This window comes from Thermospira aquatica (assembly GCF_023525255.1).
GTDB lineage: Bacteria > Spirochaetota > Brevinematia > Brevinematales > Thermospiraceae > Thermospira > Thermospira aquatica.
Genome location: NZ_CP073355.1, coordinates 1546065 through 1571488 on the forward strand (window position 1 = coordinate 1546065; position 25424 = coordinate 1571488).

At 43.2% G+C, this 25424-nt stretch carries 22 protein-coding genes, 1 pseudogene and 1 riboswitch; of the genes and pseudogenes, 12 read left to right on the plus strand and 11 right to left on the minus strand.

Annotated features, from left to right (window positions below):
* Nucleotides 1–10 precede the first annotated feature (10 nt).
* Nucleotides 11–220, minus strand: a complete 210-nt coding sequence (locus KDW03_RS07420; RefSeq protein WP_271434446.1) for a LapA family protein — start codon at nucleotides 218–220, stop codon at nucleotides 11–13.
* A gap of 55 nt (nucleotides 221–275) precedes the next feature.
* Entirely contained in the window at nucleotides 276–1250 is a 975-nt protein-coding gene (trxB, locus tag KDW03_RS07425; RefSeq protein ID WP_271434447.1) for a thioredoxin-disulfide reductase, read from the minus strand.
* 271 nt (nucleotides 1251–1521) lie between these two features.
* On the opposite strand from trxB, the gene KDW03_RS07430 reads away from it, so the two are divergent.
* A complete protein-coding gene (locus tag KDW03_RS07430) occupies nucleotides 1522–2382 on the plus strand; it encodes a flagellin N-terminal helical domain-containing protein (RefSeq protein WP_271434448.1) in 861 nt (286 codons plus the stop codon).
* A 256-nt stretch (nucleotides 2383–2638) separates the two neighbouring features.
* A complete protein-coding gene (locus KDW03_RS07435; RefSeq protein ID WP_271434449.1) occupies nucleotides 2639–3514 on the plus strand; it encodes a flagellin N-terminal helical domain-containing protein in 876 nt (291 codons plus the stop codon).
* A 134-nt stretch (nucleotides 3515–3648) separates the two neighbouring features.
* On the opposite strand, the gene KDW03_RS07440 is transcribed toward KDW03_RS07435, so the two are convergent.
* The 4 genes and pseudogenes from KDW03_RS07440 to KDW03_RS07460 all read right to left on the minus strand — a co-directional run bounded on the left by KDW03_RS07440 (nucleotide 3649) and on the right by KDW03_RS07460 (nucleotide 6772).
* Nucleotides 3649–4998, minus strand: coding sequence for a ComEC/Rec2 family competence protein (locus KDW03_RS07440; protein WP_271434450.1), 1350 nt, complete (start codon nucleotides 4996–4998; stop codon nucleotides 3649–3651).
* 3 nt (nucleotides 4999–5001) lie between these two features.
* Complete coding sequence (locus KDW03_RS07445; RefSeq protein WP_271434451.1) at nucleotides 5002–5517, minus strand: heme NO-binding domain-containing protein; 516 nt, start codon at nucleotides 5515–5517, stop codon at nucleotides 5002–5004.
* A 95-nt stretch (nucleotides 5518–5612) separates the two neighbouring features.
* Nucleotides 5613–6294, minus strand: a pseudogene (locus KDW03_RS07450) (IS256 family transposase).
* A gap of 4 nt (nucleotides 6295–6298) precedes the next feature.
* Nucleotides 6299–6772 (minus strand): transposase, encoded by a 474-nt coding sequence (locus KDW03_RS07460; RefSeq protein WP_271434453.1) that lies wholly within the window; start codon nucleotides 6770–6772, stop codon nucleotides 6299–6301.
* 208 nt (nucleotides 6773–6980) lie between these two features.
* Here KDW03_RS07460 and KDW03_RS07465 point away from each other — a divergent pair, with 208 nt between their 5' ends.
* Genes KDW03_RS07465 through KDW03_RS07485 form a run of 5 tightly spaced genes read left to right on the plus strand, consistent with a single transcriptional unit; the run spans nucleotide 6981 to nucleotide 12168 of the window.
* Nucleotides 6981–7751, plus strand: a complete 771-nt coding sequence (locus KDW03_RS07465) for a phosphatase PAP2 family protein (protein ID WP_271434454.1) — start codon at nucleotides 6981–6983, stop codon at nucleotides 7749–7751.
* 5 nt (nucleotides 7752–7756) lie between these two features.
* A complete protein-coding gene (locus KDW03_RS07470; protein WP_271434455.1) occupies nucleotides 7757–9445 on the plus strand; it encodes a motility associated factor glycosyltransferase family protein in 1689 nt (562 codons plus the stop codon).
* The gene (locus tag KDW03_RS07475) at nucleotides 9438–10169 is read left to right on the plus strand and encodes an MBL fold metallo-hydrolase (RefSeq protein ID WP_271434456.1); all 732 of its coding nucleotides are present in this window, start codon (nucleotides 9438–9440) and stop codon (nucleotides 10167–10169) included. The genes KDW03_RS07470 and KDW03_RS07475 overlap by 8 nt, the downstream gene beginning before the upstream one ends.
* Nucleotides 10166–10819 carry an SH3 domain-containing protein gene (locus KDW03_RS07480; protein ID WP_271434457.1) on the plus strand — a complete coding sequence of 218 codons (654 nt, stop codon included), beginning with the start codon at nucleotides 10166–10168 and terminating at the stop codon, nucleotides 10817–10819. Before KDW03_RS07475 ends, KDW03_RS07480 begins: the two co-directional genes overlap by 4 nt.
* Nucleotides 10810–12168, plus strand: a complete 1359-nt coding sequence (locus KDW03_RS07485; RefSeq protein ID WP_271434458.1) for a tetratricopeptide repeat protein — start codon at nucleotides 10810–10812, stop codon at nucleotides 12166–12168. The genes KDW03_RS07480 and KDW03_RS07485 overlap by 10 nt, the downstream gene beginning before the upstream one ends.
* 643 nt (nucleotides 12169–12811) lie before the next feature.
* Here the strand turns inward: KDW03_RS07485 and KDW03_RS07490 are convergent.
* A complete protein-coding gene (locus KDW03_RS07490) occupies nucleotides 12812–12988 on the minus strand; it encodes a hypothetical protein (RefSeq protein WP_271434459.1) in 177 nt (58 codons plus the stop codon).
* A 197-nt stretch (nucleotides 12989–13185) separates the two neighbouring features.
* Entirely contained in the window at nucleotides 13186–14529 is a 1344-nt protein-coding gene (locus KDW03_RS07495) for an IS1634 family transposase (protein ID WP_271434460.1), read from the minus strand.
* Between the two features lie 296 nt (nucleotides 14530–14825).
* Between KDW03_RS07495 and KDW03_RS07500 the strand changes: the two genes are divergently transcribed.
* The 3 genes from KDW03_RS07500 to KDW03_RS07510 all read left to right on the plus strand — a co-directional run bounded on the left by KDW03_RS07500 (nucleotide 14826) and on the right by KDW03_RS07510 (nucleotide 19802).
* Nucleotides 14826–15626, plus strand: coding sequence for an IS1595 family transposase (locus KDW03_RS07500; RefSeq protein WP_271434461.1), 801 nt, complete (start codon nucleotides 14826–14828; stop codon nucleotides 15624–15626).
* A 793-nt stretch (nucleotides 15627–16419) separates the two neighbouring features.
* Nucleotides 16420–19110, plus strand: a complete 2691-nt coding sequence (gene polA / locus KDW03_RS07505; RefSeq protein ID WP_271434462.1) for a DNA polymerase I — start codon at nucleotides 16420–16422, stop codon at nucleotides 19108–19110.
* A gap of 143 nt (nucleotides 19111–19253) precedes the next feature.
* On the plus strand, nucleotides 19254–19802 hold the full coding sequence (locus KDW03_RS07510) for a biosynthetic peptidoglycan transglycosylase (protein WP_271434463.1): 549 nt from the start codon (nucleotides 19254–19256) through the stop codon (nucleotides 19800–19802).
* Here the strand turns inward: KDW03_RS07510 and KDW03_RS07515 are convergent.
* On the minus strand, nucleotides 19775–20638 hold the full coding sequence (locus tag KDW03_RS07515) for an aldo/keto reductase (RefSeq protein WP_271434464.1): 864 nt from the start codon (nucleotides 20636–20638) through the stop codon (nucleotides 19775–19777). The genes KDW03_RS07510 and KDW03_RS07515 overlap by 28 nt on opposite strands.
* Before the next feature lie 4 nt (nucleotides 20639–20642).
* A complete protein-coding gene (locus tag KDW03_RS07520; RefSeq protein WP_271434465.1) occupies nucleotides 20643–22310 on the minus strand; it encodes a Na/Pi cotransporter family protein in 1668 nt (555 codons plus the stop codon).
* A gap of 1200 nt (nucleotides 22311–23510) precedes the next feature.
* Between KDW03_RS07520 and KDW03_RS07525 the strand changes: the two genes are divergently transcribed.
* Nucleotides 23511–23870, plus strand: a complete 360-nt coding sequence (locus KDW03_RS07525; protein WP_271434466.1) for a response regulator transcription factor — start codon at nucleotides 23511–23513, stop codon at nucleotides 23868–23870.
* Between the two features lie 46 nt (nucleotides 23871–23916).
* On the opposite strand, the gene KDW03_RS07530 is transcribed toward KDW03_RS07525, so the two are convergent.
* Entirely contained in the window at nucleotides 23917–24204 is a 288-nt protein-coding gene (locus KDW03_RS07530; RefSeq protein WP_271434467.1) for a PilZ domain-containing protein, read from the minus strand.
* Between the two features lie 115 nt (nucleotides 24205–24319).
* Nucleotides 24320–24483, plus strand: a riboswitch (cobalamin riboswitch).
* Between the two features lie 142 nt (nucleotides 24484–24625).
* Between KDW03_RS07530 and KDW03_RS07535 the strand changes: the two genes are divergently transcribed.
* Nucleotides 24626–25423 (plus strand): ABC transporter substrate-binding protein, encoded by a 798-nt coding sequence (locus KDW03_RS07535; RefSeq protein ID WP_271434468.1) that lies wholly within the window; start codon nucleotides 24626–24628, stop codon nucleotides 25421–25423.
* Nucleotide 25424 lies beyond the last annotated feature (1 nt).

Genomic DNA, 25424 nt, shown 5'->3' on the forward strand with positions numbered 1-25424 from the left:
GGAGGATAGTTTATTGTTTCTGCTGAACGGATAAGGCATACACGAGAAGACCTACAACAAATCCTACAAGAAGCGATATCAGCATCAAAACAATAAGGGGTAGCTGGAAACTCCAGAAAAATAGATTTACCGCTACGGTCGTTACATTTTGCAGAATCAAAATGATGAAAAGAAGTAACAAAATAACAACGCTTGTGATTTTTACCCAGAAACGAGACATAAACTTCCTCCTTTGTGTTTATCTATTATACGATTGGAGGATAAAAAAGTCAATCTTATGCCTTCTCGTGGGGGAGAGTTTCCAGGTATTTTTCGACAGCGTAGGCGGCAATGGCTCCATCCGAAGCGGCGGTAATTACCTGTCTGAGTGGTGTATGACGACAGTCTCCTGCGGCAAAAAGTCCAGGAATGTTGGTGCGCATCATTTCGTCGGTGATGATATACCCCTGCTCGTCTTTTTCCACTCCCTCGATAAAATTCGTATTTGGCAGGAGTCCGATGTAGAGAAAAACACCATTTACCTCAAGCCAGGAGGTTTCATTGGTTTTGACATTTTTAAGCTTCAGAGCCTCAACAAAATTTTCTCCCTTTATTTCTTCTACCACTGTATCCCAGATAAATTCCATGCCCGGTGTCTGAAAAGCCCTTTTTTGGACGATTTTGGCTGCGCGAAGCTGGTCCCGGCGGTGAATGAGGTAAACCTTTTTGGCAAATTTGGTGAGGTACATTCCTTCTTCAACGGCAGAGTCTCCACCTCCAACAACAGCTACCACTTTGTCTTTGTAGAAAGAGGCATCACACGTAGCGCAGAAGGAAATCCCCCTACCGATAAATTTTTCTTCTCCCGGGACACCAAGTTTTTTCGGACTTGCACCGGTAGCTATAATGACTGTTTTGGAGAGAAACTCCCTCGACTCGGTAAAAACATGGAAAATTCCTGTTTCATCTTGTGTAACCTTTTGAACCTCAGCATAATCAAACGAGGTCCCAAAGTTTTTGGCCTGTTCTTCCATCTTTTGTGAGAGTTCATAGCCATTAATTCCGTGGGGAAATCCAGGATAGTTTTCGATGAGTTCGGTAAGGGCTGCCTGTCCACCAGAACCAATCTTCTCCAGCATGAGGGTTTTTAAAAGAGAACGACCAGTATAAATAGCTGCTGCCATGCCCGCTGGACCAGAACCTATGATAATGACATCGTAGATGTCACTTGATGTTTGATTTTCTGACGTAGAAAGATGAATTTGAAGCATATTTTTCTCCCTTCCTGTTGTATTCATATGATAAAAATATAATATGTTTTTTCCTTTTCGGCAAAAAATAGGATAAAAAAAATATCAAAAATTCTCAAGTTTTTAAGCAAATCATTCGATAAAAAGAATAGACAAAAAACGCCAAAAGAAGGAGAGAACCACTCTCACAAAAACTCTATTAGGATTATCGGAACTCGGGCAAAAGCCTTGAGTTTTTTCAGGGGAAAAATCCCACAAGGATGTGGGAGAATCATAGATCAAGGAGGATACTATGATTATCAATCACAACATCAGTTCTATTTTCTCACAGCGTTCTTTGCGGCTGGATAATCTTGCAGCCGACAAGAACATTGAGAAATTGTCTTCCGGTATGCGGATTAACCGCGCTGGTGACGATGCTTCGGGTCTTGCCGTATCTGAAAAGATGCGTGCTCAGATCAATGGTATCCGACGTGCTGAAAAGAACGTTCAGGATGCCATCTCTTTTATCCAGACTACCGAAGGGTATCTGGAAGAGACTACCCAGATTCTGCAGCGTATCCGTGAGCTTGCCGTTCAGGCTGCCAACGGTATTTACAGTATTGAGGATCGTATGCAGATCCAGGTAGAGGTGTCTCAGATGGTTGCTGAGGTCGATCGTATTGCCTCTCACGCTCAGTTCAATGGTCTCAATATGCTCACCGGTCGTTTTGCGTATGATGTAGTGGGGAATAATCCGGCTGCCAGTATGTGGTTCCATATTGGTCCCAATATGGACCAGAGAATCCGTAGCTACATTGGGACGATGACCGCTGCTGCACTTGGCATCAAGGATATTTCCACTCGTGATCCTCTCAGTATCTCCACACCCGAAAAAGCCAATATGGCTATTGGTATTGTGGACAAGGCACTGGAGAAGGTTAATAAGCAACGGGCTGACCTTGGCGCGTATCAGAACCGTCTCCAGCACCTCTCTAAGGGCTTGCTGGTAGGCTACGAAAACCTCCAGGCAGCAGAGTCTCGTATACGTGATACCGATATGGCGGAAGAAATGAGTGATTTTGTAAAGAACCAGATCCTTGTTCAGTCTGCTACCGCTATGTTGGCTCAAGCAAACCAGAAGCCGCAACTTGTATTGCAGCTTCTGAGATAAAAGGGGCTCTTGGGGATAACTTCCCTGAGGGAGAAGCCTTACTTTGAGCGTTTTCCCGTAGGGGAATAAAAACGATAGGCAGCTGGCAGGAAGGTGGGAAAAACACCTTCCTGCGTGTATTTGATAGGATATAGTTCCAGGAAAAAACGATCATACCCCTCCAAAAGCTGCATGTCTTTTGACGTGCAGTACTCAGGGACCCCCGTAGCATACACAGGGATGGTAATTACCTCAAAAGACAAACAAGGAGGGAGGTATGATTGTTAACCATAATATAAGCTCTGTTTTCTCAAACCGCCAGCTGAAAATTACCGATCTTACGCTCAATGGCAATATTGAGAAGCTTTCGTCCGGTCTTCGGATCAACAAGGCTGGAGATGATGCTTCTGGACTGGCTGTGTCTGAAAAGATGCGTGCCCAGATCTCTGGTTTGCATCAGGCTATGCGGAATACAGAAGATGCTATTTCGTTTCTCCAGACCACAGAAGGGTATCTCGATGAAACGACAATGATTCTTCAACGCATGAGGGAGCTCTCAGTTCAGGCTGGAAACGGTATCTACAGTGACCAGGATCGTATGCTTATCAACGTAGAAATGTCTCAGCTCGTTGATGAGATCGATCGTATCGCAAAGCATGCCCAGTTTAATGGTATGAACATTCTCACCGGGCGCTTTGCTCAGCCAACAGGTACCAATACTTCTGGTCCGACAGACAGTACAGCTGGTCTGTGGTTTCACATTGGACCAAATATGGATCAGCGGGTACAGGTGTTTGTTGGAGATATGGGAGCTGTAGCTCTGGGTCTCATGACCCAGGATGGGCAGAAGGTGGTAAGTGCCAGTACCATGGATACGGCCAATAGAGCGATCGGTGTGATTGATAAAGCCCTGGAGAGGGTTATCAAACAAAGGACAGATCTCGGGTCGTATCAGAACCGGTTTGAGAAGCTTTATAAAGGTCTCTATGTGGCATACGAGAATACTCAGGCAGCAGAGTCTCGTATTCGCGACACCAATATGGCTGAGCAGATGAGTGATTTTGTGAAGAACCAGATTCTTGCACAGTCCAATGTATCAATGTTGGCTCAGGCAAATTTAAAGCCTCAGCTGGTGCTGAGGCTCTTGGGTTAGGGATAGGCAGATATCCACTAACTCTTCGGTGACAGAGAAAAGCTAACAAGACAGTAGCTATGCGGGGTCCCTGAATTTTTTTCATCTTTATTCATTGATTTACATATAGAGTATCGAATTTTTCTAAATTTCCTTTAGCTTTTTTGTGGAGAATTTTTTGGCGAGAAAAGTATTTTTCTCGCCTTTTTCTTTTTTGATAATGGGACGGAGAGAAGCTTCCAGAGGAGGTAAAATCCCATCAAACCATAGAACAAAGCCGTTATTGAGGAAGAAAGGCGAAAAGAAAGTACCTCTGCAAAGGAAAGACCATGAATGACAAATGCTATTGCATGCCAGATATGGTCTAGAAATGATAAAAGGATGAACGGGATAGGAGAAAACAAAGCCCACAGGGCGGATACGAAACATCCCGCGAGAAGAAAAGGAAAAAGGGGAAGAATAAAGAGATTGGCAAGGGGTGAAATCACACTGATTTCTCCAATACTCCAACTTATGAGGGGGAAAGTGGCAAGATTAGCGGCAAAAGTAGTGCCTAAAATCGTATCAAAAGGGGTAAATTTTTGAAAAAGGATGGCAAAAGGTCTAGCGAGGAGAATAATACCCATCACCGCAAGAAAACTTAAAGAAAAACCTATTCCCAACCAGCTGGGAGGGAGCAAAAGACAACACACTGCTGCCGAGAGAGCAACATAGTTTAGCCACAAAATCTGTGGTCTGACTTCCCAAAGAAGTGCGTATCCCCACAGAAAAAGGCAGGCTCTTAGAAGAGAAGCTGGAAATCCAAGAAGCATGGTATAAAAAGTTGCAAGTAAACAGGAAATCATAAGAGCATATTTTTTAGGTAAAAAAAGAGCAAAACATATATTGAGAACCCCTGTTATGAGGGCAAGATGGAGTCCTGAAATAGCAAGGAGGTGAAAAAGACCACTTATCTGAAATTCACGTTTGGTGGTGTAGTCCAGATAGGTTCGGTTTCCAAGGACAAGAGCAAAAAGAAGAGCCTGGATGTGTCTTTCTGGCACGTTTTGCACAATGCTTGTTTGCCAGAGGAGAGAAAGCTCACTGAGCCACCCTAAAAGAAAAGAACGCTTTTTTACCACTATTTCGCGGGGAAGAAAAAGAGCTTGTGTGCCATAAGGACGGATGTGTCCCCGACAGAATACTCGATCACCAAGGTGAAAAACCTCTCCCCAGGTAAAAAAGATTTTCCCTGCCTGGTAGCGATAGGTGCCATCAGGAGTAAGCGTGGGATGGGAGGTGATGGTGATCTCCATCTCCACATAACCCTTTTGAGGAATTGGCTTTTCCCAGGAATGTTTCCAGTTTCCCCATAAAAGTCCCACGAGAAGCAGGACTATTAGCCAGAATCGGCGATAGATGAAACAAAGTCCCCCATACAAAACAACCAACAACGTCTGTGTAAAAAGATTTCCCCAGAGACCAGAAAGAAGGGCGGTTGTCAGGACAAGCCCGGCTGCCGCCATACGCTAGAATTTAATCTCGCTGCTGTTTTGATTAATTTTTTTGATACTAAAACTATCGTTGTATGTCTTAGCAGCGCTTCGCAGAACAGCGATAATGTCGACGAGAGCTTTTTCGTTTGGATAGACGAGAGAGAGTGAAGACGAGGAGGTTTCCCGTATGTCTATTCTTGAGATGAAGGGATTGGGGAGGACTTCACAGAGCGTGTTGTTGGTTTTGATGATGGTGATGAGGAGTTCTCTGGAGCTTGTGCACTTTTGCATGAGTGTCTGGTAGAGAAGAGGAGAGAAATCCGTGAGCCAGTAGGTTACGAAACTATTTTTAAACTCAATTTCACTTATGTCCAGGATTTCATGAATGATGGAAAGAAATCGTTGAAGACGGTCATTCGTTATATGATAATCCTGGTTGTTGAATTCTTTAATACCGATGCCTGCAGCATTGGCAACGTTTATCCAGGATTTTTCTCCAAAACGAGAAAGGATCCATGATTTAAGCGCTTTAAGAAAAAGGATTTTCATCCGTTTACCCCCAAATGTAGTTATATATAAATATTGTAGCATGAATCTTAAAAAAAGCAATATTTTTGGCATTGTGTCAAGAAAATTGTGTCTAGTCATAGGATAACCTCGCTGTGAATATTTTCTTTGGTGTATGAGTGTTGCTCACGATAGAGTTGAAAGTAATACTCCCAATTTTTTAACTTTCTTTTTAAGAACTTCTCATTTTGGTATCTTAATAACAGGTAAAGATATTTCTCAGCTGAAGCCTCGCTTTGACACATTTCCATTGTTTTTAATCTCCTTTTAAGTTCTTTAAAGAGTCTTTCCAGGGCATTGTTTGTATACACCATGCTTCGTATTCCTTCAGGTAATTCCATGTAAGTGAATATATTCTCTCTTATTGTCAAGAGGTTATTCATTAAGTTGGGATAGATATTTTTCCATTTTTGTATAAATTTCATAAACAATTGTTCTGCCTCCTGTTTGTCTTTGGCATGAAATACCTCTTTTATTTCAGTGGCAATGATATTTCTGTGTTGAACTCTCACTTTAGCCAGTATGTTTCTCATGACATGGACTACACAGGGCTGATACTTTATGGGGATATATCTCTGTGATGACGTTTTTCATACCACTTAAGCCATCAGAGACAATAAAATGAATCTGTTTGACACCTCTTTCTCTTATATCTGCCAAAATTTCCCGCCAGTTATAAGCACTTTCCATGCCTCCTGGCAGGTAGTATCCTAAAATCTCCCGTCTTCCCTCAGGTGTAATGCCATATATTACATATATTGATTCATTTTCTACCCTTCTCTCTTGATAGGAAACACCATAGCATCAGAAATACCACGGCATATTCTTCCATGAGAGGGCGACTACGCCACTTCTGAATCTCTTCTATGCCTACCTGGCTTATCCTTGAGATGTTAGCATAAGAAATCTTTATTTCATAAAGCTCTTTTAAAACTTCTGCTATCTTCCTTGTTGACATTCCTGATATCAACATAGCCCTGATTAATGCATCTAAGTCTTCTGTGATGCGTTTGCGATAGGGAAGAAGGGCACTTTTAAATCCATTATCCCTTGTTCTTGGAACACGTATGGCTGTAAGCTCGCCAAAAGCTGTCTTTAAATCCCTTTCGTAAAAGCCATTGCCTTTTGTGGGTGGATTGTTTTCCAGGTAAATCTCTCTTTCCTCTTTTAACATACTCTCTAATACTTCCTTGACAATTGGTTTGAATAGCTCTAAAATATTCTTCGTCTCAATCATATCTGGCCTCCTGTGATAGTTTTATTTATATTATCACAGGAGGTTATCTTTTTCCTACCAGACACAATTAAGTATACACTGCCTATTTTTGGGATGTTTTTTAAAAAAGTTAATGAAAAGGTTTTTTTAAAAGAAATCATGTTTTTTTGCTTTCTTTTTTTCTCAAAATCATGTATAATGTAATAGGGATAAGTTGTGAGGAGTCTGTATGACTGAAAGGGAGCAAGAACAACCGAAGAAAGTCCTCAAGCCTTTACGTGTACCCAAGAAGATCTCGCTTAAACAGTGGCATACTTTGATGGAGACGATAGCCGATGAGGATGTGCGAGAGTATCTTGAGGATGTTTATGTTTATGATGCCAGGAGAAATCGTTATATTCTTACCCGGGGACTTAACCGTAAGGAGAAGCATATCCTGAGTATTCTCTTTCATGAGCTTGCTCTTCCTCTTAAAGAGAAACGAAAGTTTTTTATTAGTCGGGATTTGGATAAAGAGATTGTAGCGCTCCTTGCGAAAAAGCGTCGTCATAGTCTCAATGTGCTGATGACGATCATGACTCGTATTGGTGACGGTTATGTTTGGTTTGGAATGATTCTTTTTTTGCTGTTTTTTGACCTGTATGCGGGTATTGTGCTCGCGATGGCACAGCTTCTTCAGATTCTTTTACAGGTGGTGATTAAAAATATCTTTACTCGAGATAGACCTTATGTGAGGCATGGAGACATCTCGATTCTTTTAGCTCCACCGGATCGTTTTTCGTTTCCCTCTGGTCATACCGCAGGAGCATTTACTGTTGTGTTCTTTTTGTGGTATTTTTATCCTGTGTGGATGTGGCCTTTTCTGGTTTTGGCTCTTCTGATTGGATTTTCGCGAATGTATTTGGGACTTCACTATCCTACGGATGTGCTGGCCGGGATTATCCTGGGATATGTAAGCGTACGTATTGCCTTGTTTTTTTCGTTTTTTCTTCCGATGTGAGGTGAATGATGATACGCTATCCTGTTCTCAAGGGGCTTTTAGGTTCTCATCCGGCTATCACTGAGGCACGGGACGGGCTTTTGACGATGCAGGTGGCAGGACGTTTTGTCCATAGTCAGTATTCGCCGGGTAAAGAGGCGCTCCGTCTCGTAGAACCACTGAAGGGTCTTGATCCTGAACATACGTTTCTCGTTTTTCTGGGGTCGGGGTTGGGGTACCATATTGAGCTTCTGGAGAAGGAAGGGTTTCGTCGAGGGGTGGTGATTGAGAGGAACCGGGAGATAGCAGAGGTTTTTCGGGCAGCGTATGAGCTTCCTTCCACGATGTACTGGATTGGTCCTGATCAGACAGAAGAGGCACTGGATGGGGTTTTTGCTTTGCTGGATTTTTCTTCTGTACGATGGGTAAAAACTATTATTCTTCGGGGGAGTTATGGGCTGGAGGATTATAGCCCTTTTGAAAGCCGGCTTCAACGACTGACACAGGTAAAACTCGGAGATTTTAGTACGAGACTGAAGTTTGAGGAGATCTGGCTTATTCACATGATTAGAAATATCAATAACCTGCCGTTTTCGACACCTCTTCGAAGGTTATTTTTTCGTTTTTCCGGACTTCCTGTGCTGATCGTTTCAGCTGGGCCCTCGCTGAGAGACTCGCTTCCTGCTATTCGGCGTGCGGCTCCTTTCTTTCTCGTGATTGCGGTGGATACGGCGCTTCTTCCCCTTTATGAAGCCGGTATTGTGCCGGATATGGTGTACTCTTTGGATGCTCAGGTACATACTTTAGAAGACTACCTCGGTATAGAAAAAGACTATCTCCAACAGGTGCATATGGTGTACGATATGGTGGCTCATCCCGAGACAGTGTCCTATCTCAGGGGGAAACGACCGGTGTATGTGGCTACGACTGCCCATATCGATATTGATCCTCAGGGGAATCCCTTTTTGCTCAAGAGCGAGTTTATCCGCTGGCTGGAATTGGAGCTGAATACGCAACTGGGGGATGTAGAAACCGGGGGTTCGGTCTCCACCTCAGTGTTTCATGCAGCCTTTCTCATGGGTGGGGATCCTATTGTCCTTGTTGGGCAGGATCTGGCATTTAGTTATCAGACCACGCACGTGGCTTCTACGTCTCACTATTATCGGTATATGCCTGTTTCCCATCGTCTTCGTCCTGTGAATACTATTTTCTGGGAGGCTATTCTCTCGCGTCGTTTACAGAAACAACAGGGTATTCATGGGGAAGTTGATTCGGATTTTGTGATGTCGAATTTTAAGGGGTGGTTTGAGATTTCTGCGAAAAGGCTTGGAGAACTCAAGGGAATCACGTGTATAAATGCGACGCGAGAAGGGGTAAAGTTGGAGCATTTTGTCCATGAAGATCTGGATGTTTTGGTGAAAAAACGAGCACATCTTCCGTTGCGTAAAGAGCTTCTTTTTGTCTCTGAGCCGATTGCGTATGAATCCTTAAAAAGGGTGAAAAGACAATTGGGGGAATTAATGGAACATTTGAAGAGTTTGCCCTTAGATGAAAAGTTTTTTGCTGTACTTACAAAACTTGATAGGGATTTTCTTGCTCGTTATTACATGCGGGAGAGGATGCTTCTAGAACGGTACGACAATCTCGATACACTTTCTCTTGAACGAAAAACCTATCGTCTGATAAAAGCTATTGAGGGGTTGCTGCATGAGTGATCGACATTTTCTTCAGGAGATTGAGGAAAACGTTTTTATTCTTTATGGAGAAAAACCAAGCTCTCACGTCTATATCATCAAAGGAGAGTATAAGAATGTCTTAATTGACACGGGTACAAGGAGTAATTTCAATCGCATTGTGATGGCTTTGACTCAGATTGGGCTTAAGGTGAGTGATATTCATATGGTGATCTGTACCCATGAACATTACGATCATGTAGGGGGGATTGGATTTTTTTATGAAACGGCGGTTATTGCTGCAGATAGATTTGCTGCTACCAAAATTGAACTGCAGGATGAGTATGTCATCCATGCAATTGTCCATGGCGAGGAGGCGATTCAGTCACGGGTGAATATATGGCTTACCGATCAGAATATTTTTGATTTTGGCAACTATAAACTTCGTGTTTTTTCGACACCGGGCCATACCTCGGGGTGTATTTGTCTCTATGAACTCAATCAGCGGTTTTTGTTTTCGGGGGATACGGTCTTTGCAGATGGGGTAATCTCAAAAATCTCTCAATCCGGCAGCTATGGGGATTATATCAACTCACTCGAACGATTGAGCACCCTTCAGATTCGGAGGATTTTTCCAGGGCATGGGAAGATATGTGATTATCCTCAGGAGACACTGAAACAGTCGATTGCGAATGCCCGTCTTCATCTCCAGGAATACAACGCCTCGTTACTCGAGAAACGGGACAAGGAGTGTGAAAAGTCATGAAAAGCCATTTTGTTATTTTGGGAATAGGTATAGTCTTAGGGCTGGTAGGTTGTAAGGCAGAAGGGGACCCCCATCTTCTCTACAATGAGGGGGTGAAGGCCTGGCTGGACGGCGAACAGGCGAGAGGGTTATACCTGGTGAAAAAGGCCTATCTTCTTGAGCCGCGTCAGGAGATACGTGTTGCCTATCAGAAGATGCGTGTCGAGCTTAAAAAGGCTTCTTTTGGTGAGAATGTGGTTGTCGGGATGAGTGGTGCAAATAGGCTTGCATGGCTTGGAATATGGCTTTTTGTAGGTGGAGCAGGGTTAATTATTGTCAAAAGGGGAGAATGGGAAAATAATATTTTAAAAAGGATACAAGAATGGCCTTTTTTGTGGTCTCTTATTCTCGCAGTGTATCTTGTGGGAGGATCTTGTTTGGTTTTTCAGGCATTTGTGGGATGGAGGATGTTTTTCCCCGAATCTGCGGTGATTGTGGAAAATACATCTCTCCTTGATAGACCTGAAGAGGGGGGACTTTCGATTGTACAGGTATCTGCTGGTGAAGAGGGGTGGATTTTACGTCGAAATCAGGGGTATGTGCTGTTTCGTTCAGAGGGAGGACAGGAAGGTTGGGTCCTCACGAACCAGTGTTGGGGGGTATGGCAATGATAGACGTGCTCTCTCTCTGGATTTTGGCGACGGTGGTATTGCTTCTTGCCGGGGTGGTGGCTTGGTCTTTTTGGGCAGTTTTTCTCAGTCAGACTATCGAGCATCGGGTTCAAAAGCTCTACAAGAAAGGGGAATATCAGGAGTGTATTCGGTTAATTTCTGATCGTCTGGAGAAAAATGAAAATATATCACATAAGGAAAGGTTGTTTTTGTTGTACTATCTCGCTCGATCGTATGAATCTCTCAATCAGGTGGTGAGTGCTTTACAGTTTTATCAGGAAGCAAGTCGGGTTGCAGGTCCCAAGCATCCGCTTTATCACGATCTTCTCCTTGCCGTGGTCAATCTCTACCAGCGTCAGCAGAATTACAAAGAGGCTCTGGCGTATGCTATGATGGTTCTTCAACAGAAAGAGGATCATCCGTATGCCCTTTTGAAGGCAGCAGAGTGTCAGTATGCTCTCCATCATAACAAAAAAGCTCGAGAGCTTCTGGAGAAGCTTTTAAAAAAGCGGCCAGGAGTACTTGATGGGCGGTTTCTTTATGGCAAGATTCTTTATGAGACGGGTCATGCGGCCTTTGCCTTGAAAGAATGGGAACTTCTCATACGGTACCACTATCAAGAGGGACGGGTGTGGTTTTACTACGCCAGGTGCCTGGAAAACGTGCGAAAATATTTTGATGCCCTGAGTGCTTATGAGACTTTTCTTAAACAGTATGCTTCTGGCTATCCTGAAGAGCGGTATAAGAGTTGGCAGGCGGTGATTCAGATCTGGATTAAACTTAAGGAGTATCATAAAGGTATCCAGTATGTTTCGGAATACCTTGCTCAACCTGCGCCGGAAGATATTAAAAAAGAGCTTCTTTATCTCTATGCCAACCTTCTCTGGAACACGGGTGAAGAGTACCAGTCTTTGAAAAATATTGAGCGTATCTATATGATGGATCCTCAGTTTCGGGATGTGAAAGTTACCTACGAAATGTACAAGAAACTTCTCCCGCATAGTTATCTTTCCCAGTATTTTACCTCAAGAGAGGATGTTTTTCTTTCCGTGTGTAAAAGACTTTTGGGGCGAACGCCTTTCCAGGAGGTGGTGGTAAACGCTGATGTGGCTATTTATGGGAAGGGGAGTTTTTATGTGGTTTTTTGGCGCCATATCGAGGCGATTTCGCATAGTAAGCTTACGGATATGATGGTTCTTCTGACAAGTTCGGAGAATTTGCCTTCGAGTGTTGAGATGTATAGTCTCATGGGTGTGAGGGAGGATGCTGTACTGCATGAGCTTCTCAAGAAGAGTCATCTTGTTGAGGGTCAGGAGTTTATTCAGGCGGTGAAAGAGGTGGTAGGGTAGGGTTTTTGGGTTTTTTCATTTGAAGGGGAAAGGAGAATGTGGTATTGCTCTTACCTTGTTGCAGTGTAAAAACTGTCCTCTTGCTATTACCTTGTCGCAGTGTCCCTCCCATGTAGGCTATTCCCTTGTTGCAGTCTAGAAACTGGGCTAGCTCTTACCATATCGCAGTGAGGCCCTTCAGCTATTCCCTTGTTGCAGTGAGAAAACTTTCTGTTACCTTGTCACAGTGGGAAAAATTCCAGCTATTACTTTTTCACAGTTATAAACCATCTGATGCCACTGCAAAAGGGTAAGAGCTTACGTCAAAACCCCAGCTTAAACGTTTAACCTTTATATCCCCTCTCACGCTCTCACGTGCTTTGAGATTTGCTCTTACCATGTTGTAGTAAAGAAAAAACTTTCTCTTACCCGACCTTAGGAAATCTCTTGTCCCACACACTGCAAAAAGGTAACCCAACTTGCAACCTAATGCTCTAAAACTAAGATGTATCAAGGCTTTCATCTTTTCGATTTTCCCTTTTAGGTAACACGGATTTTTTCTGAAAGAAGGGACATTCCTTATAGTTCAGGGCATGATATATCTCCCTTACACGAACGATGGGTTTACTGCATTTCTTTATGTAAATCGTCCCTGTCCTCGTCTTCATCTCACTGGTAATAAGCTTTGCGTGTTCATCCTCCTGACTATATTACTCCAATCATCTCTTATCCCCTTCGCCTTGAGCTTTTGCCTTATGGTGTTTACAACCATATACGCAAGGATACTCCCATAGATGTGTGCCTCTGAATAGATGTCTTTTTGATGAAACACTGGTCTCATCTTCAGATCACTCTTCAATACCCTGAATGTTCCTCTATCTCCCTCAATGTTGTATATCTTCCATATCGTCTCTTCATCTTCCCTTGAGGGTGGTGCGGATAAAGTATGCCCCAGGCACCTTCACTCCTTCCACCCTCTTCCACTTAATCTCCGTCGCTATCCCCATTCTCCTCTTATCTTCACCTCGTACAGATTTGTTACCGAGGGTATCTCTCTTTTAACCTCCCAAGCCTCTCATATACCTTCTCTATCCTCTTTATCCCTCCCTTCCTCTCTATCCCCCGCTTGATAGACTCCAGCCCCTCTTCATACCTCTTTGAGAGTTCCTCTTCCATGCTCTGCTCTTTGAGCGCCTTCCCCTTGCTCTTTATATACAAAAACCTGTCTTCATATCCTTCAACTTCTACCCATTGGGCAAAAATCTCATTGCCTCTCCTGTCTGTAAGCCTTCTGCCCTTCTCCTCTATCTCAGCTATATGACTGTCTTTCATCTTCGCAAGGGATACACATACATAGTCCCTCTTTTGCTCCCGTAACATCCTGAGATTCTCCTCAGTGGCTATCCCTGCATCTATTACTATCACAGGACAGTGACCCTCCGAAGGATATCGCTCCTCCATGTCTTTAATAGTCTTCTTCAAAGTCTTACTGTCCCTGATGTTTCCTTCATAGATATGGCTGTATCGGATGAAACCCATCGTGTCTGTCACCAATCCCAATGCCATAAGCTTTGCATCATTACGCCTCTCTTTGCTCCGACCAAACCTCGCCTTCTCACTATCCCTCTTCTCCCCCTCAAAATAGAGATTCGTTAGATCATAGAGTATTATCTTGTCTTGCGGTGTAAATAACTCCCCAGTGCGTCTGGCCATCCATCGATCTATCTCCTCTTTGGCTTGATAAAGCTTTCGGCTCACTTTGTAAAGATGGTGCCTGCTTACACGCCCAGGCTCTACCCCATAAAGTTCACTTAACCCACTGTTTTCCTTCAGCCATTCCTCTGTCTTGTGCTCAGAAGCAGGAAATACCGCACGGGCAGTTATGTATATCATCGCCATCTTAATCCATCTCTCCTCCCACCCCAATTCACCCAGATATCTCGATAACCCTAACTCCTCAAGTGCCCGCCTGCATAACCACTCAGCACCAACCTCACGAGCATCATTATGCTCAAGACTGTTTACATCTACCTCCTGATAGTCATGAGACCCCTCATCTGCTGCCTCTGTGCTTACAAGGGATTCCTTTGGTATATCCAGTAACCCCTTGTTTATGATAATTCTGGCATAATGCTGAGCAAGGTTTTCTATCTTTTCAGGTATCTGTGAAACAAAAAGGGAAGGCCTCTTGTAAACAATCTGTTCAATCCTGTCAGCAAGAACTTTATGGTCTGATCTATCAGGAAGTTCTTCGAGCTTACCAAGGTTGAGAATATTTCTATGTCTTACAGTATTACCGAGGCGATAACTCTCACAGAGGCGGTAGTAGGTATACCGTTTACCAGTCTTTCTGTTAGGTATGGATATAGGTTTAACGAACATGAGTAGAGTATAGCATAGGAGTGGCAGTAATGTCAAGTAGAAACTATTATTTAGGGACTACATACTAATTTCCAGAAACGATATTCATAAAAATCAAGGGGTTAGGAGCTTAAGATAACCCAAATTGGAGGATTTTTGGGGTAAAATGTTGCAAGTTGGGGTAAGAGCATTTTTCTCAACCCCCAAAATCTCCCCATCGATCTTACTTTTAAAATATATAAAACATCTTTTTTAACAACTATAACAAAAAATTTTCGATATATATAGTATGAAAAAATTTCTCTAAGGAGAAAACCATGGAAAAGGATTTTTTCACACTCTCAGAAAAAGAATCTTACCAGATTCTCGAAAAAGCCCTCTGGCCAGAGGGACCTATTTGCCCAAGATGTAAGGCAAAGGCTCACCTTCTCTCGTGCCGGCTCGTGTATCAGTGCCCCAAGTGTGGCAGACAATTTTCCTTAAAAAGCCAGTCCATCATGCGAAAAAGTCACCTTTCGCCAAAAATCTGGCTTTCTGCCATGTTTCTTGTCTGCCAGGATGGTGGCATAAACGCGGTGAGGCTTTCACAACTTCTTCATATTAGCTACAAAGCAAGCTGGCTTCTTCTTCAGAAGCTACGAAGCCTTATGCGGCTTACCAATCGCCATCACACGAAATCCCTCCGAAAGCTTGTGAAAACCTTTTTCTTTCTCTCCGGCATCAAACGCCGCCAAAGAAAAAACTTTTCTCCCATGCAGGTTGTCGAAATTGATGCGGATGATACCCCTTCTAAACTTCACATTCATCTTGTGGATGATGTGAGTAGCGATTGGCTTTCAGACTTTTTTGGCAAGCTTTTCCGCCACACGCCCGTAGAAAAAAGAACGCCGTGGCTTTCCCACCTTAACGATGGGTTGAAAAACCTTCTTGAAGACGTCTATCACTATGGTTGTCGAAAGCACATGCAGCGCTATCTTGATGAATTCTGTTTTCGGTTTAATATAGAAGATGCTGCCACAAGGCTTGAAGAGCTTTTAAGAAGGCTTGGCAAACGTCGCCAGCTTCTCCCGTGGAAAAAGCTTGTTGCTGAAGGGCTTATTCTTCCCATCTGGGCGTAGGTTTTCGTTTTTTCTTTCTCAACACATTTCCTGCGTCTGTCAAATGGAAATTGAAGGTTTTTGTCTTACTTTTTTCTTTCTGGATTTTTTTCATTCTTTTGAAAGAAAAGGAGGGAAAAAACTCGAAAATTCATGGTGAAAACGTTTTTTTCGTGAGGGGAAAGAAGAAAAAACCTCTGCTCTTTCCTTGTTGCAGTGAAAAAAACGTTCTTGCTATTCCTTTTTCACAGTTTTTCCTCTGATCCAAGACTGTAAAAGAGTAATAGCATCTTTTTTCTCAGGTGAAACCTTTCACCAATTTCCTCCTCGTGTTTTTTTTTTGAGAGTAGCTATTACCTTTTCACAGTCCCCAGAATTATAAAAACTGAAACAAGGTAAGAGCAGCGTCTATACTACCATCCCCAGACGATACTTTTGGAGAAAAAAGAAAACTCCAAAATCCCCGCTCTTTCCTTATCACAGTCATCTTATTGATAGAATCTCACTGAAACATAGTAAGAGCAAGTCCCCTCCCTAATTTTTAGATCAAACGTTAAACCCATATTTTACATAAATCTCCTGAGTTTAAAACCTCCCAAAGGGATGTTATCTTGCAAAGTTTTATTGATTTCCATCTTGTGCCAGAGGAAGAGGGGAAAACTTTCTGGCTTTGCCTTTATGGTTTTTTTTTTCTTTCTGGTTTATTTGACAAAATCTCGTCTCAGGCTTATAATGCCTACTAATAAAGAGATATTAAAAAACTTTATCTCCTGCGTGTTGGGAAAAACCTACCAGTTTTAAACGAGGAGCACATATGCAAAAACCTATTCTTCTTGTTGATGGAAGTGGACTGGTCTATCGGTCTTTTTTTGCTTTTATTCGCAATCCTCTCATCAATAAAAAAAATCAAAATGTCTCAGCAATTTATGGCACCCTTCGGATGATTCTCCAGGCATGGAAGCTTCACCAGCCAGAGGGAATGATTGTGGCTTTTGATGTTTCCAGACAGACCTTTCGTACAGCATTGTACCCTGAATATAAAGCCCAGCGCCAGCAGGTGCCACCGGATTTGAAATCTCAGATACCGGGGGTCATAGAACTTCTTCGGGCATTGGGTATTACAGTGATTGAAGAGCCAAACTATGAGGCCGATGATATCCTCGCTACCCTGGTGGAGAAGTATCAGAGTTCTTCCCTTGTTTATCTTGTCTCTTCGGATAAGGATCTTCTCCAGCTTGTTGGACCAAACACCTATGCCCTTAGGCCCCAAAAAGGAATTGAGGGTATCCACCTTGTCGACCGGGAAAAAGTGTACGAGGAAATAGGAGTCTATCCCGAACAGATACCCGACTATCTGGCCATTGTAGGGGATACCTCGGATAACATTCCCGGTGTCAAAGGCATCGGGGAAAAGGGTGCGGTAGAACTTCTCCGGCATTATGGGACCCTTGAGGAAATTTATGAACATCTTAATGAACTTTCTCCCGCTATGCGAACCAAACTCGAGGCAAGCCGAAAGGAGGCATTCCTTTCCAAACAGCTTGCCACGGTTCGTCGTGACGTACCCTTTACGACAGAGGTTTCTTTGTCCCATTTGAGACTCACCGATGAAGCGGAGAAACTTCTTCTTGATTATGAAATCCCTTCGCTTTTGGCTGAACTCAAGGGCACAGGGGAAAAGCATGCATCTTCCGCATTTCTTGAGGGGGCATATCATGCTATTACGGAAAAGATAGCCTTAAGCGAGCTTTTGGAGAGAATTCGCAGGGAGAAAAGGGTTTCTCTGGATATTGAAACCACCTCGCTTGATCCCTATACCGCCCGGATTGCCACGATTGCTTTTGCTCTTGAGGAAGGGGGGGCTTTTGTGATACCTGCTGCCTATTCCATGGGGCAGCCCTGGGATGAAAACGAGGTTCTTGAGAGTATCCGTAAAATCCTTGAGGATGAGGGCATCGGGAAAATCGGTCAGAACCTCAAGTTTGAGTATGCGATGTTTTTTCATCGGGGAATTGAACTCAAAGGCATTATGTTTGATACCATGATGGCAGCTTATCTTCTTTCTCCTACGAGAACCCATTTTAATCTCGAAAACCTCTGCCGGGAGTATCTCGGCTATGATAAAATGCACTACGAGGATATGTTTGAAGGGAAAAATCAAGATATTCTTACTGTTTCCAGGGAAAAACTTGTTCACTACGCGGGAAGTGATGTGGATGCGGCCCTCAGATTGTTTCATGTGTTTTCTCCCGAGATAGAAAAGATGGGTCTTCAGAGGGTTTTTTATGAGATAGAGCTTCCGCTTATTCCTGTCCTGGCACGGATGGAATACCGTGGTATTGGGATTGACGAAACACATTTTCAGCAACTTTCACGAACCTTTCGAGAACAGATGGATCAGCTACAGGTTCAAATTTATCACCTTGCGGGGCATGAGTTTAACATCCAGTCTTCCCAGCAGCTAGCGAAAGTACTTTTTGAGGAGCTTAAGCTTCCTCCAGTCAAAAAAACTGAGAAAGGCAAACTTTCTACTGACGAAGAGGTGCTTAACGCTCTTTCTGCCATTCATCCCCTTCCGGCAGCGATCGTTCAATACCGTACGTTTGCCAAACTTCTCTCTACCTATGTAGAAGCACTTCCTGCATTGATGAACCCTGTTACAGGAAGGGTTCATACCCACTTTAACCAGACGATTACCGCCACCGGGAGGCTTTCCTCAAGCGATCCTAACCTACAGAATATCCCGGTAAGGGATCAGTGGGGGAAGGCTATACGAGAAGCTTTTGTTCCCAGAAAGGGGTGGCTTTTGATGAGTGCCGATTATTCTCAGGTAGAACTTCGGATTCTGGCGCATTTTTCTGAGGACAAAGCGATGGTTCAGGCGTTTCAACATGGTGAGGATATTCACGCTAGAACGGCGATGCTTATTTTTGGAGTGGAAAGTTCCGCAGTTACCGAGGAGATGCGACGAAGGGCGAAATCTGTAAATTTTGGAATTATCTATGGCCTTCAGGCGTATGGGCTTTCCCAGCAGCTTGGAATACCTGTAAGCGAAGCCAGACAGTTTATAGAAGCATATTTTGCCTCTTTTCCCTCGGTGAAGGAGTTTATCGAAAAGACCCTTTCAGAGGCATATGAGACAGGCATGGTACGCACTCTGTCAGGGAGGTTTCGCCGTTTTCCAGAACTTAGAGGGCAAAAAAGAAATCCAAAAGGGGGATTGGATGCCTCAGAACGTATGGCTATTAACACGAAAATTCAAGGGAGTGCCGCCGACCTCATCAAAATAGCCATGATTCGCGTGGAAGAAAGACTTCAAAAAGAGCATCTTTCGGCACAAATGCTCCTTCAAATTCATGATGAACTTGTCCTCGAGTTTCCCCCCCAGGAACAATCCCAGCTTGTCGAACTGGTTCGCCAAGAGATGGAGGAGGCTCTTGCCCTACAAGTGCCTCTCAGGGTCGATATTGGGATTGGGAAAAACTGGAGTGAGGCTAAAGCATGAGTCAAGAGAAGAATACATTCCCTTTTTTCAGTTTTTTTGTAGGCTTTTTGAAGATTTTCTTTGTTGTACATATATTTTTTTTATTTGTAATGTTTTTTCTTCTTGTGTTTGTAAGGTTTTTTAACCCGCCTGTGACGGGGATTATGATTTACAGGCAATGGATCCAACAGCAAAGAGTCTACCCCATTGTCTATATCAGATTGAAAGATATTCCTTCTGACATTCGGACCATGGTTATTTCTCTCGAAGATGACGGATTCTATCGGCATCATGGAGTGGAATGGGTGGCTATAAGACGGGCCTTTGAGCGAAACATGAAACTTCGCAAGCCTTTTTACGGAGGAAGTACGATTACCCAGCAGTTGTCGAGAACCCTCTTTCTCTGGCCGGGAAAAAGTTATATCCGCAAGTATCTGGAGTTTCTGATTGCTCTTGAGATGGAGCTTGTTCTTCCGAAAAAGAGGATTTTAGAACTCTACCTTAACACGGCAGAATGGGGTCCGGGAATTTTTGGCATTCAGCAGGGGAGTTTTTATCACTATCACGTTCCCGTATGGATGCTCTCGAAAGATCAAAAAATGCGACTTCTTGTTATTCTCTCAAGCCCTGTGAAGTACCGGCCTTATGATTTTGGAAAACTCAAGATTCTCTACCAGCGCTATAGTTATCTCAAGTCCATATTTGGCGAATGATTAAGGATTTTCTCAATGAGTTGTACGTTTTGTTTTACATGGTGGGGTTTTGTCATACTGATGAGAAGAGAGCTTACCTCTTTTTTTTCGAGAAGAAAAGACAAAGCTTCGTGAAGAGTAACTGCTGGAAAAGGAGAAAGGCGCCTATACATGGGATGATGTTTTCGAACATCTTTTGCTCTGGAGAAAGGATCAAAAGCACGTCCTGCTAATAATCCTTGAGCCAGTGGACTATACGCAAGAAAACCGATATCGTTTTCTCTACAAAAAGGGAGGATATCGTTTTCCACATCTCTTTTGAGGAGGTTATACTCTCCCTGAAAGCTTACGAGTGGTGCCATGGTAGAAGCCTTTCTGAGAAGGGGAAGAGGGAAGTTGCACACACCAATGTGACGGATTATTCCCTGTTTCTGGAGCTCTTTAAGGGTCAAAAAAACCTCTCGAAGAGGAGTTTTCTGATCATACCAATGAATTTGATACAGATCGATAAAATCAGTTCTTAAGCGGGTAAGACTTTCTTCTACCTCTCGAAGGATATCATCCCTCGAGAGCGAAAGCCAGATTTTTTTATCGTTCCAGTGGATACCACATTTTGTGGCAATGACGATCTGATGCCTTACTGAAGCAAGGACTTCTCCGATGCGTTTTTCTGAAAGTCCCCGTCCATAAAAGGGGGCTGTGTCGTAGAGGGTGATCCCTTCTTCAAAGGCAACCTCGAGAGAAGAGAGGGCGCTGGAACTCTCCACATCAGGCCATCCTTCCTCTCCCAGAGCCCATCCACCGTATCCCAGGATAGACACCGTTGGACCATTGTTTCCCAGCTTTCGATAGATCATCTGGTTAGATTAAATCCTTCAGATAGCTTGCGATGGTGTAACAGAAATCCCCGATATGTTCAAGGTGCTTTACAATCTCCATATAGATGATTTCTCCCTCGATATCGGCACCTTTGATGAGCTTGTTCTCGACGAGTTTTCGGAGACGGTTTCGTTTGGCGTTGATGGCTTTTTCCATTTTTTGGGCGAGTTCTATGCTGGGTTCGTCGATCTTTTCCTGAAGGTAGTCAACGGTATACTCGAGAAAATCAAGTACCTCGTACGTATACTGGATGATCTCATCCATACCATGTTTATGGAACCTGAGCTTTTTCTTCTTTTTTTTCTTGAGAAGAGAAACAAGCATGGCGATACTTGTACTAATACTCTTAATTTCACTCGTAAGGATGAGATAAGCATTGATTTCATGGCTCTGTTTTTCGTTAACGATGGTGGTACGACAACCGGCAAGAAACCTCGAGAGTGTTTCCCGCATCTGCTCTAGGTAGCAATCCTGTTCATGAATATGGAGTTCTGTTTCCTCAATTGTGTTGAGATCTTCTCGGGCGATCCGGAGAAATTGAAGAGCCATGTCGTAAGTTATGCCTATCATCCTTCCAATCTCCCGCTTGGCCATGGAGATATTGGCCTCGGCAAAATCTGGCATCCCAACACGGATAGGTTTCAGTTCATAGGTTTCATCGGTGAGTTTTTTGGGTTTTACCCACCAGGAGACTATCTGGGCAATCTGAGGGATAAACCACACGAGAATCAAGGTGTTAAAGATATTGAAAAGGGAATGGAATGCCGAAAGATGAAAAGGAAGTTGGTTTGTATCAGTAAGTGCTCCAGGTATAATCCAATCCACAAAATGTACAAAAGGATAAAATACAATAAGCATCCAGAAAACTCCAATGAGGTTAAATAACATATGGGCTCGTGTGGCTCTTTTAGCGCTGATGTTAAGCCCAAGGGATGCAAGATAGGCGGTGATAGTGGTACCGATGTTTTCCCCGAGGATGAAAGCAAATGCCATCTCATACGGGATCCATCCCTTGTAAGCAAGAGCGATGGTGATGGTCATAGCAGCACTGGAAGACTGGATGATAATTGTGAGGAGGGTACCAATCACCACCGAGAGTAAAACAGAAAAATATCCAAACCCTGAAACTTTTTGAATAAAAGTGAATACTTCAAGATGGTTTTTTAGGTCAGGCACAGAGTTTTTTAACAAACCCAGTCCAAAGAAAAGCAACCCAAATCCCACAAGAAACTCACCCACGTTCTTAAAGTTTTCTCGACTGCTAAAGGCAAGAGGAAATCCGATGGCAATGGCAGGCATTGTGAGCATGCCAATTTCAAATTTAAATCCAAAGAAGGAAACAATCCATGCGGTGAATGTGGTACCGATGTTTGCTCCCATGATCACACTGATTGCCTGAACAAGAGTCATCATCTGGGCATGAACAAGGGTAACAATCATAACGGTGGTGGCAGAAGAAGACTGGATAATACCCGTGATAAGGGTACCAATCACAACACCACCAAAAGGGTTTCTCGTAAAAAAGGAGAGAACAGACTTAATCTTTTCGCTTCCTGCTCTTTGGATGGCTTCGCTCATGATACGTATACCAAAGAGAAAGATACCTAAACTTCCTAAAAAGGTAAAAAAACCCATTAATGATGATACCACAGTATAACTCCTTGCTGAGATATATTATCATAAAGCAATCTATGAGATCTTGCAAAAAAGTTTTGGGTAACGTGAGGAAAGTCAATAAGGATCGCACTCTTTTTTTGTTTGGGCATTTTGTATACAATAAATTCTGCGCAAAAATCTTTTTGCAAATGTAAAAATATCTTTTTTGTCTATTTTATCGTTATTGTGAAGTTTATAAAGAATTTTGTTTTGGAAATTGTATCCTGTCACCTTTCCTCAAAAATACCTCTCTGTATGCAACCATGAATGAAATTTTTTCCTTCTCTTAAGACTCGTCTTTGTCTTTTCAGCTCCTTTTTGACCTGAAACAGGGGAATAACTCTCGCCCCTTACGTTTTCGCTGCGACATGGGAATAGCTTCTCGCTAGCCGGTGTTCCACTGCAACAGGGTAAGAGCAAAAAGTATGCAGGTTTCATCGGCAGCAAAAAAATAGCGCGTCTCTGTGACAAAAACTTTGAAAGCTCTTTCCTTTTTACAGTTTGCTGGCTTTTCCCTCCAACTGCAACAGGGTAAGAACACATACCAATACCTTCACGAGAGACACCAAAAAGCCAGCGGTGAAACGTGTAACTCGAAACGTATGGGAAATGCTCTTACCATATTGCAGTTTTTGAATACAACTCTCCTGGGATAAGATAATAGCCTGCTGCTTTTTCCCCTCACTGTGATAGGGTAAGAGCTTCATCCCTTGCTTGCTACTGCAACAAGGAAATAGCTTTCAGACCCCACACATTCACTGCAAAATGGTAATAGCTGACGTTTTTTGTACTGCGACAAGGTAATAGCTTTCTCCCTCTTCTGACTGCGACGAGGTAATAGCCCACATGGGAGGGACACTGCGACAAGGAAAGAGCAAGAGGTTCCTCTCCCGACTGCGACAAGGGAATAGCAAGCCCCTCTTACGACTGCGACAAGGGAATAGCCAGCACTCCACTCTTCCCACTGCGACAAGGGAAGAGCAGCAAACTCACTTTCCCATCCTTTCCTCTCCTCCGCTTATCCCGGGTCTTTGATTCTCAAGTATGCCCATGAAAAGCCTAAAGAAAAATAGCTTTTTTGTCACTTATGAAGAAACAACATATTTTCAAGAAAATGTTTTTTGAAAAATACCTTTTGGTTGATTTTTCCCTCATATTGCTTTATAATCGTATTTAGTGCGAGGGTAAAGTGAGATGAAGAAGATTTTTATTATTGACGATCAGAGAGATATCTTAAGTTTACTTGAGAAGATCTTCCGAGGCGAAGGTTATGAGGTAAGTTATTTGCAGACAATACCTCGAGTGGAAGATATTTTTGCTGAGGACCCGGACCTTGTTCTCATAGATCTCTTGATGCCGGGAGTTACAGGGTATAGTTTGGCGCAGGACATCATTGAGCAACGTCAAAAGGGAAGACCTAAAGTTATTATGATCTCAGGGAGAAATGAGGATATTCTCCGTAAAAAAAGCGAAGAGATTGGGGCCGACGGTTGGATTTCAAAGCCTTTTGGTGTGGAAGAGATCTTGAGTTTAGTGAGAAAATTGCTTGATTAGTTTTTATACCCCATGGGATTGTTTTCTTTTATAAACAGACAGCGCTTTATTTGATGTTTTTCTGTTCCACCAGCCACTGTTTGTCGCTTTCAGTAGTATTGATGAGTTTTACCCCCGCGTGAGTACCCTCGGTGTAGACAACTTTTGCCTCAAAGGTTTTTCCCCGGAATTCGACTTTGATGATTTCATTAACATGGAGTTTCTGAACACCTTCCAGTCCAACACCATCCTCTGAAATATCGTCAATATGACATTCTTGCCATTTTCCTTTGGCTTCATATCGTCCTGGTATATCGATAATCTCTCGTTCAAATTGTCTTCTATCGATAAACATAATTACCTCCCGTTTTATGTTTATCGACATTCGTTGTTTGTAAATTCATATTTTTTAAAAATATTTTTCTATCTTTGAAAAAGGTGGATTTCTTTGACAGACGGAAAACTTTGTGGTATACTATACCCATCAAGGCTAAGGGAAGAACGGTGAAAGTCCGTCGCGGTCCCGCCGCTGTAACCGGGGACGAAATCCCTGACATGCCACTGGGAAACCGGGAAGGCTGGGAGAGTAGGAAGATCCGGAAGCCAGAAGACCTGCCTCTGGTCGCACCTCATGCTCCGGAAGAGGGCAACGGTGTGTCATTTGTTATATTTTTGGCATGGTTTTTTGAATAAGAAATCCATGGAAGAGGGTTATTTTTGCCTGCAGAGGACCATGGGAAAATACAGTATCGAAAAACCTACAAGGAGGATAGAGTATGAAGAAATTGTTCGTGATGGTGGTTATGTTCGTTTTTTCATGGGTGTATGCCCAGAGGATTGTGACTTTGGGACCACGTCTAACGGAACAGGTTTTTGAACTTGGGTATGGTGCCAATATCGTGGGCAACACTATTTATTGTACCAGGCCTGCCGCAGCTCAAAAAATTCAGAAGGTTGGAAATGTCATTGAAATAAACGTGGAAGCTATTGCCGCTCTTCAACCTGATCTTATTCTGGGCACTGATCTCAATGATTCTAAAAGACTTGAGAAACTCCGGCAGCTAGGGTTTAAGGTAGTTGTCTTCAAACAGCCGGCAAATTTTTCTGAAATCTGCGAGGAGTATCTTCAAATTGCCCGCCTGTTGGGAAAGGAAAAAGAGGCAACCAAAAGGATAGCTGTTCTTAAGGATGAAGTAGAAAAGGTACGAAAACAAACGGCTCATGGGCCCAGAAGAAGAGTCTTTTTCCAGATAGGGATTAATCCCCTGTGGACACTTCCTGATCAGTCTTTTATGCAGGATTATCTTGTTTATGCCAATGCTATCAATATCGCTACCAATGTTGGGTATGGTCAGATAAGTCTCGAACAGGTCATCGTAGCTGATCCTGAGGTGATTCTTATCGCTCTCATGGATAATGAGGCAAAAGAGGCCACGGCTCTCTGGAAAAAAAACCCAAACCTCAGCGCAGTGAAGAGAAATCACATTCATGTCATTGATACGACGATGGCTACAAGTCCGACACCTACCACCTTTGTTGCTATATTGAAACAGATTGTCTCCATGACTCGTTAAC

Bases quoted from the DNA above. Each gene is read 5' to 3' on its own strand.
- KDW03_RS07420 (WP_271434446.1), bottom strand. From the start codon at position 220: ATGTCTCGTTTCTGGGTAAAAATCACAAGCGTTGTTATTTTGTTACTT.
- trxB (WP_271434447.1), bottom strand. From the start codon at position 1,250: ATGCTTCAAATTCATCTTTCTACGTCAGAAAATCAAACATCAAGTGAC.
- KDW03_RS07430 (WP_271434448.1), top strand. From the start codon at position 1,522: ATGATTATCAATCACAACATCAGTTCTATTTTCTCACAGCGTTCTTTG.
- KDW03_RS07435 (WP_271434449.1), top strand. From the start codon at position 2,639: ATGATTGTTAACCATAATATAAGCTCTGTTTTCTCAAACCGCCAGCTG.
- KDW03_RS07440 (WP_271434450.1), bottom strand. From the start codon at position 4,998: ATGGCGGCAGCCGGGCTTGTCCTGACAACCGCCCTTCTTTCTGGTCTC.
- KDW03_RS07445 (WP_271434451.1), bottom strand. From the start codon at position 5,517: ATGAAAATCCTTTTTCTTAAAGCGCTTAAATCATGGATCCTTTCTCGT.
- KDW03_RS07460 (WP_271434453.1), bottom strand. From the start codon at position 6,772: ATGATTGAGACGAAGAATATTTTAGAGCTATTCAAACCAATTGTCAAG.
- KDW03_RS07465 (WP_271434454.1), top strand. From the start codon at position 6,981: ATGACTGAAAGGGAGCAAGAACAACCGAAGAAAGTCCTCAAGCCTTTA.
- KDW03_RS07470 (WP_271434455.1), top strand. From the start codon at position 7,757: ATGATGATACGCTATCCTGTTCTCAAGGGGCTTTTAGGTTCTCATCCG.
- KDW03_RS07475 (WP_271434456.1), top strand. From the start codon at position 9,438: ATGAGTGATCGACATTTTCTTCAGGAGATTGAGGAAAACGTTTTTATT.
- KDW03_RS07480 (WP_271434457.1), top strand. From the start codon at position 10,166: ATGAAAAGCCATTTTGTTATTTTGGGAATAGGTATAGTCTTAGGGCTG.
- KDW03_RS07485 (WP_271434458.1), top strand. From the start codon at position 10,810: ATGGCAATGATAGACGTGCTCTCTCTCTGGATTTTGGCGACGGTGGTA.
- KDW03_RS07490 (WP_271434459.1), bottom strand. From the start codon at position 12,988: ATGAGACCAGTGTTTCATCAAAAAGACATCTATTCAGAGGCACACATC.
- KDW03_RS07495 (WP_271434460.1), bottom strand. From the start codon at position 14,529: ATGTTCGTTAAACCTATATCCATACCTAACAGAAAGACTGGTAAACGG.
- KDW03_RS07500 (WP_271434461.1), top strand. From the start codon at position 14,826: ATGGAAAAGGATTTTTTCACACTCTCAGAAAAAGAATCTTACCAGATT.
- polA (WP_271434462.1), top strand. From the start codon at position 16,420: ATGCAAAAACCTATTCTTCTTGTTGATGGAAGTGGACTGGTCTATCGG.
- KDW03_RS07510 (WP_271434463.1), top strand. From the start codon at position 19,254: ATGATTTACAGGCAATGGATCCAACAGCAAAGAGTCTACCCCATTGTC.
- KDW03_RS07515 (WP_271434464.1), bottom strand. From the start codon at position 20,638: ATGATCTATCGAAAGCTGGGAAACAATGGTCCAACGGTGTCTATCCTG.
- KDW03_RS07525 (WP_271434466.1), top strand. From the start codon at position 23,511: ATGAAGAAGATTTTTATTATTGACGATCAGAGAGATATCTTAAGTTTA.
- KDW03_RS07530 (WP_271434467.1), bottom strand. From the start codon at position 24,204: ATGTTTATCGATAGAAGACAATTTGAACGAGAGATTATCGATATACCA.
- KDW03_RS07535 (WP_271434468.1), top strand. From the start codon at position 24,626: ATGAAGAAATTGTTCGTGATGGTGGTTATGTTCGTTTTTTCATGGGTG.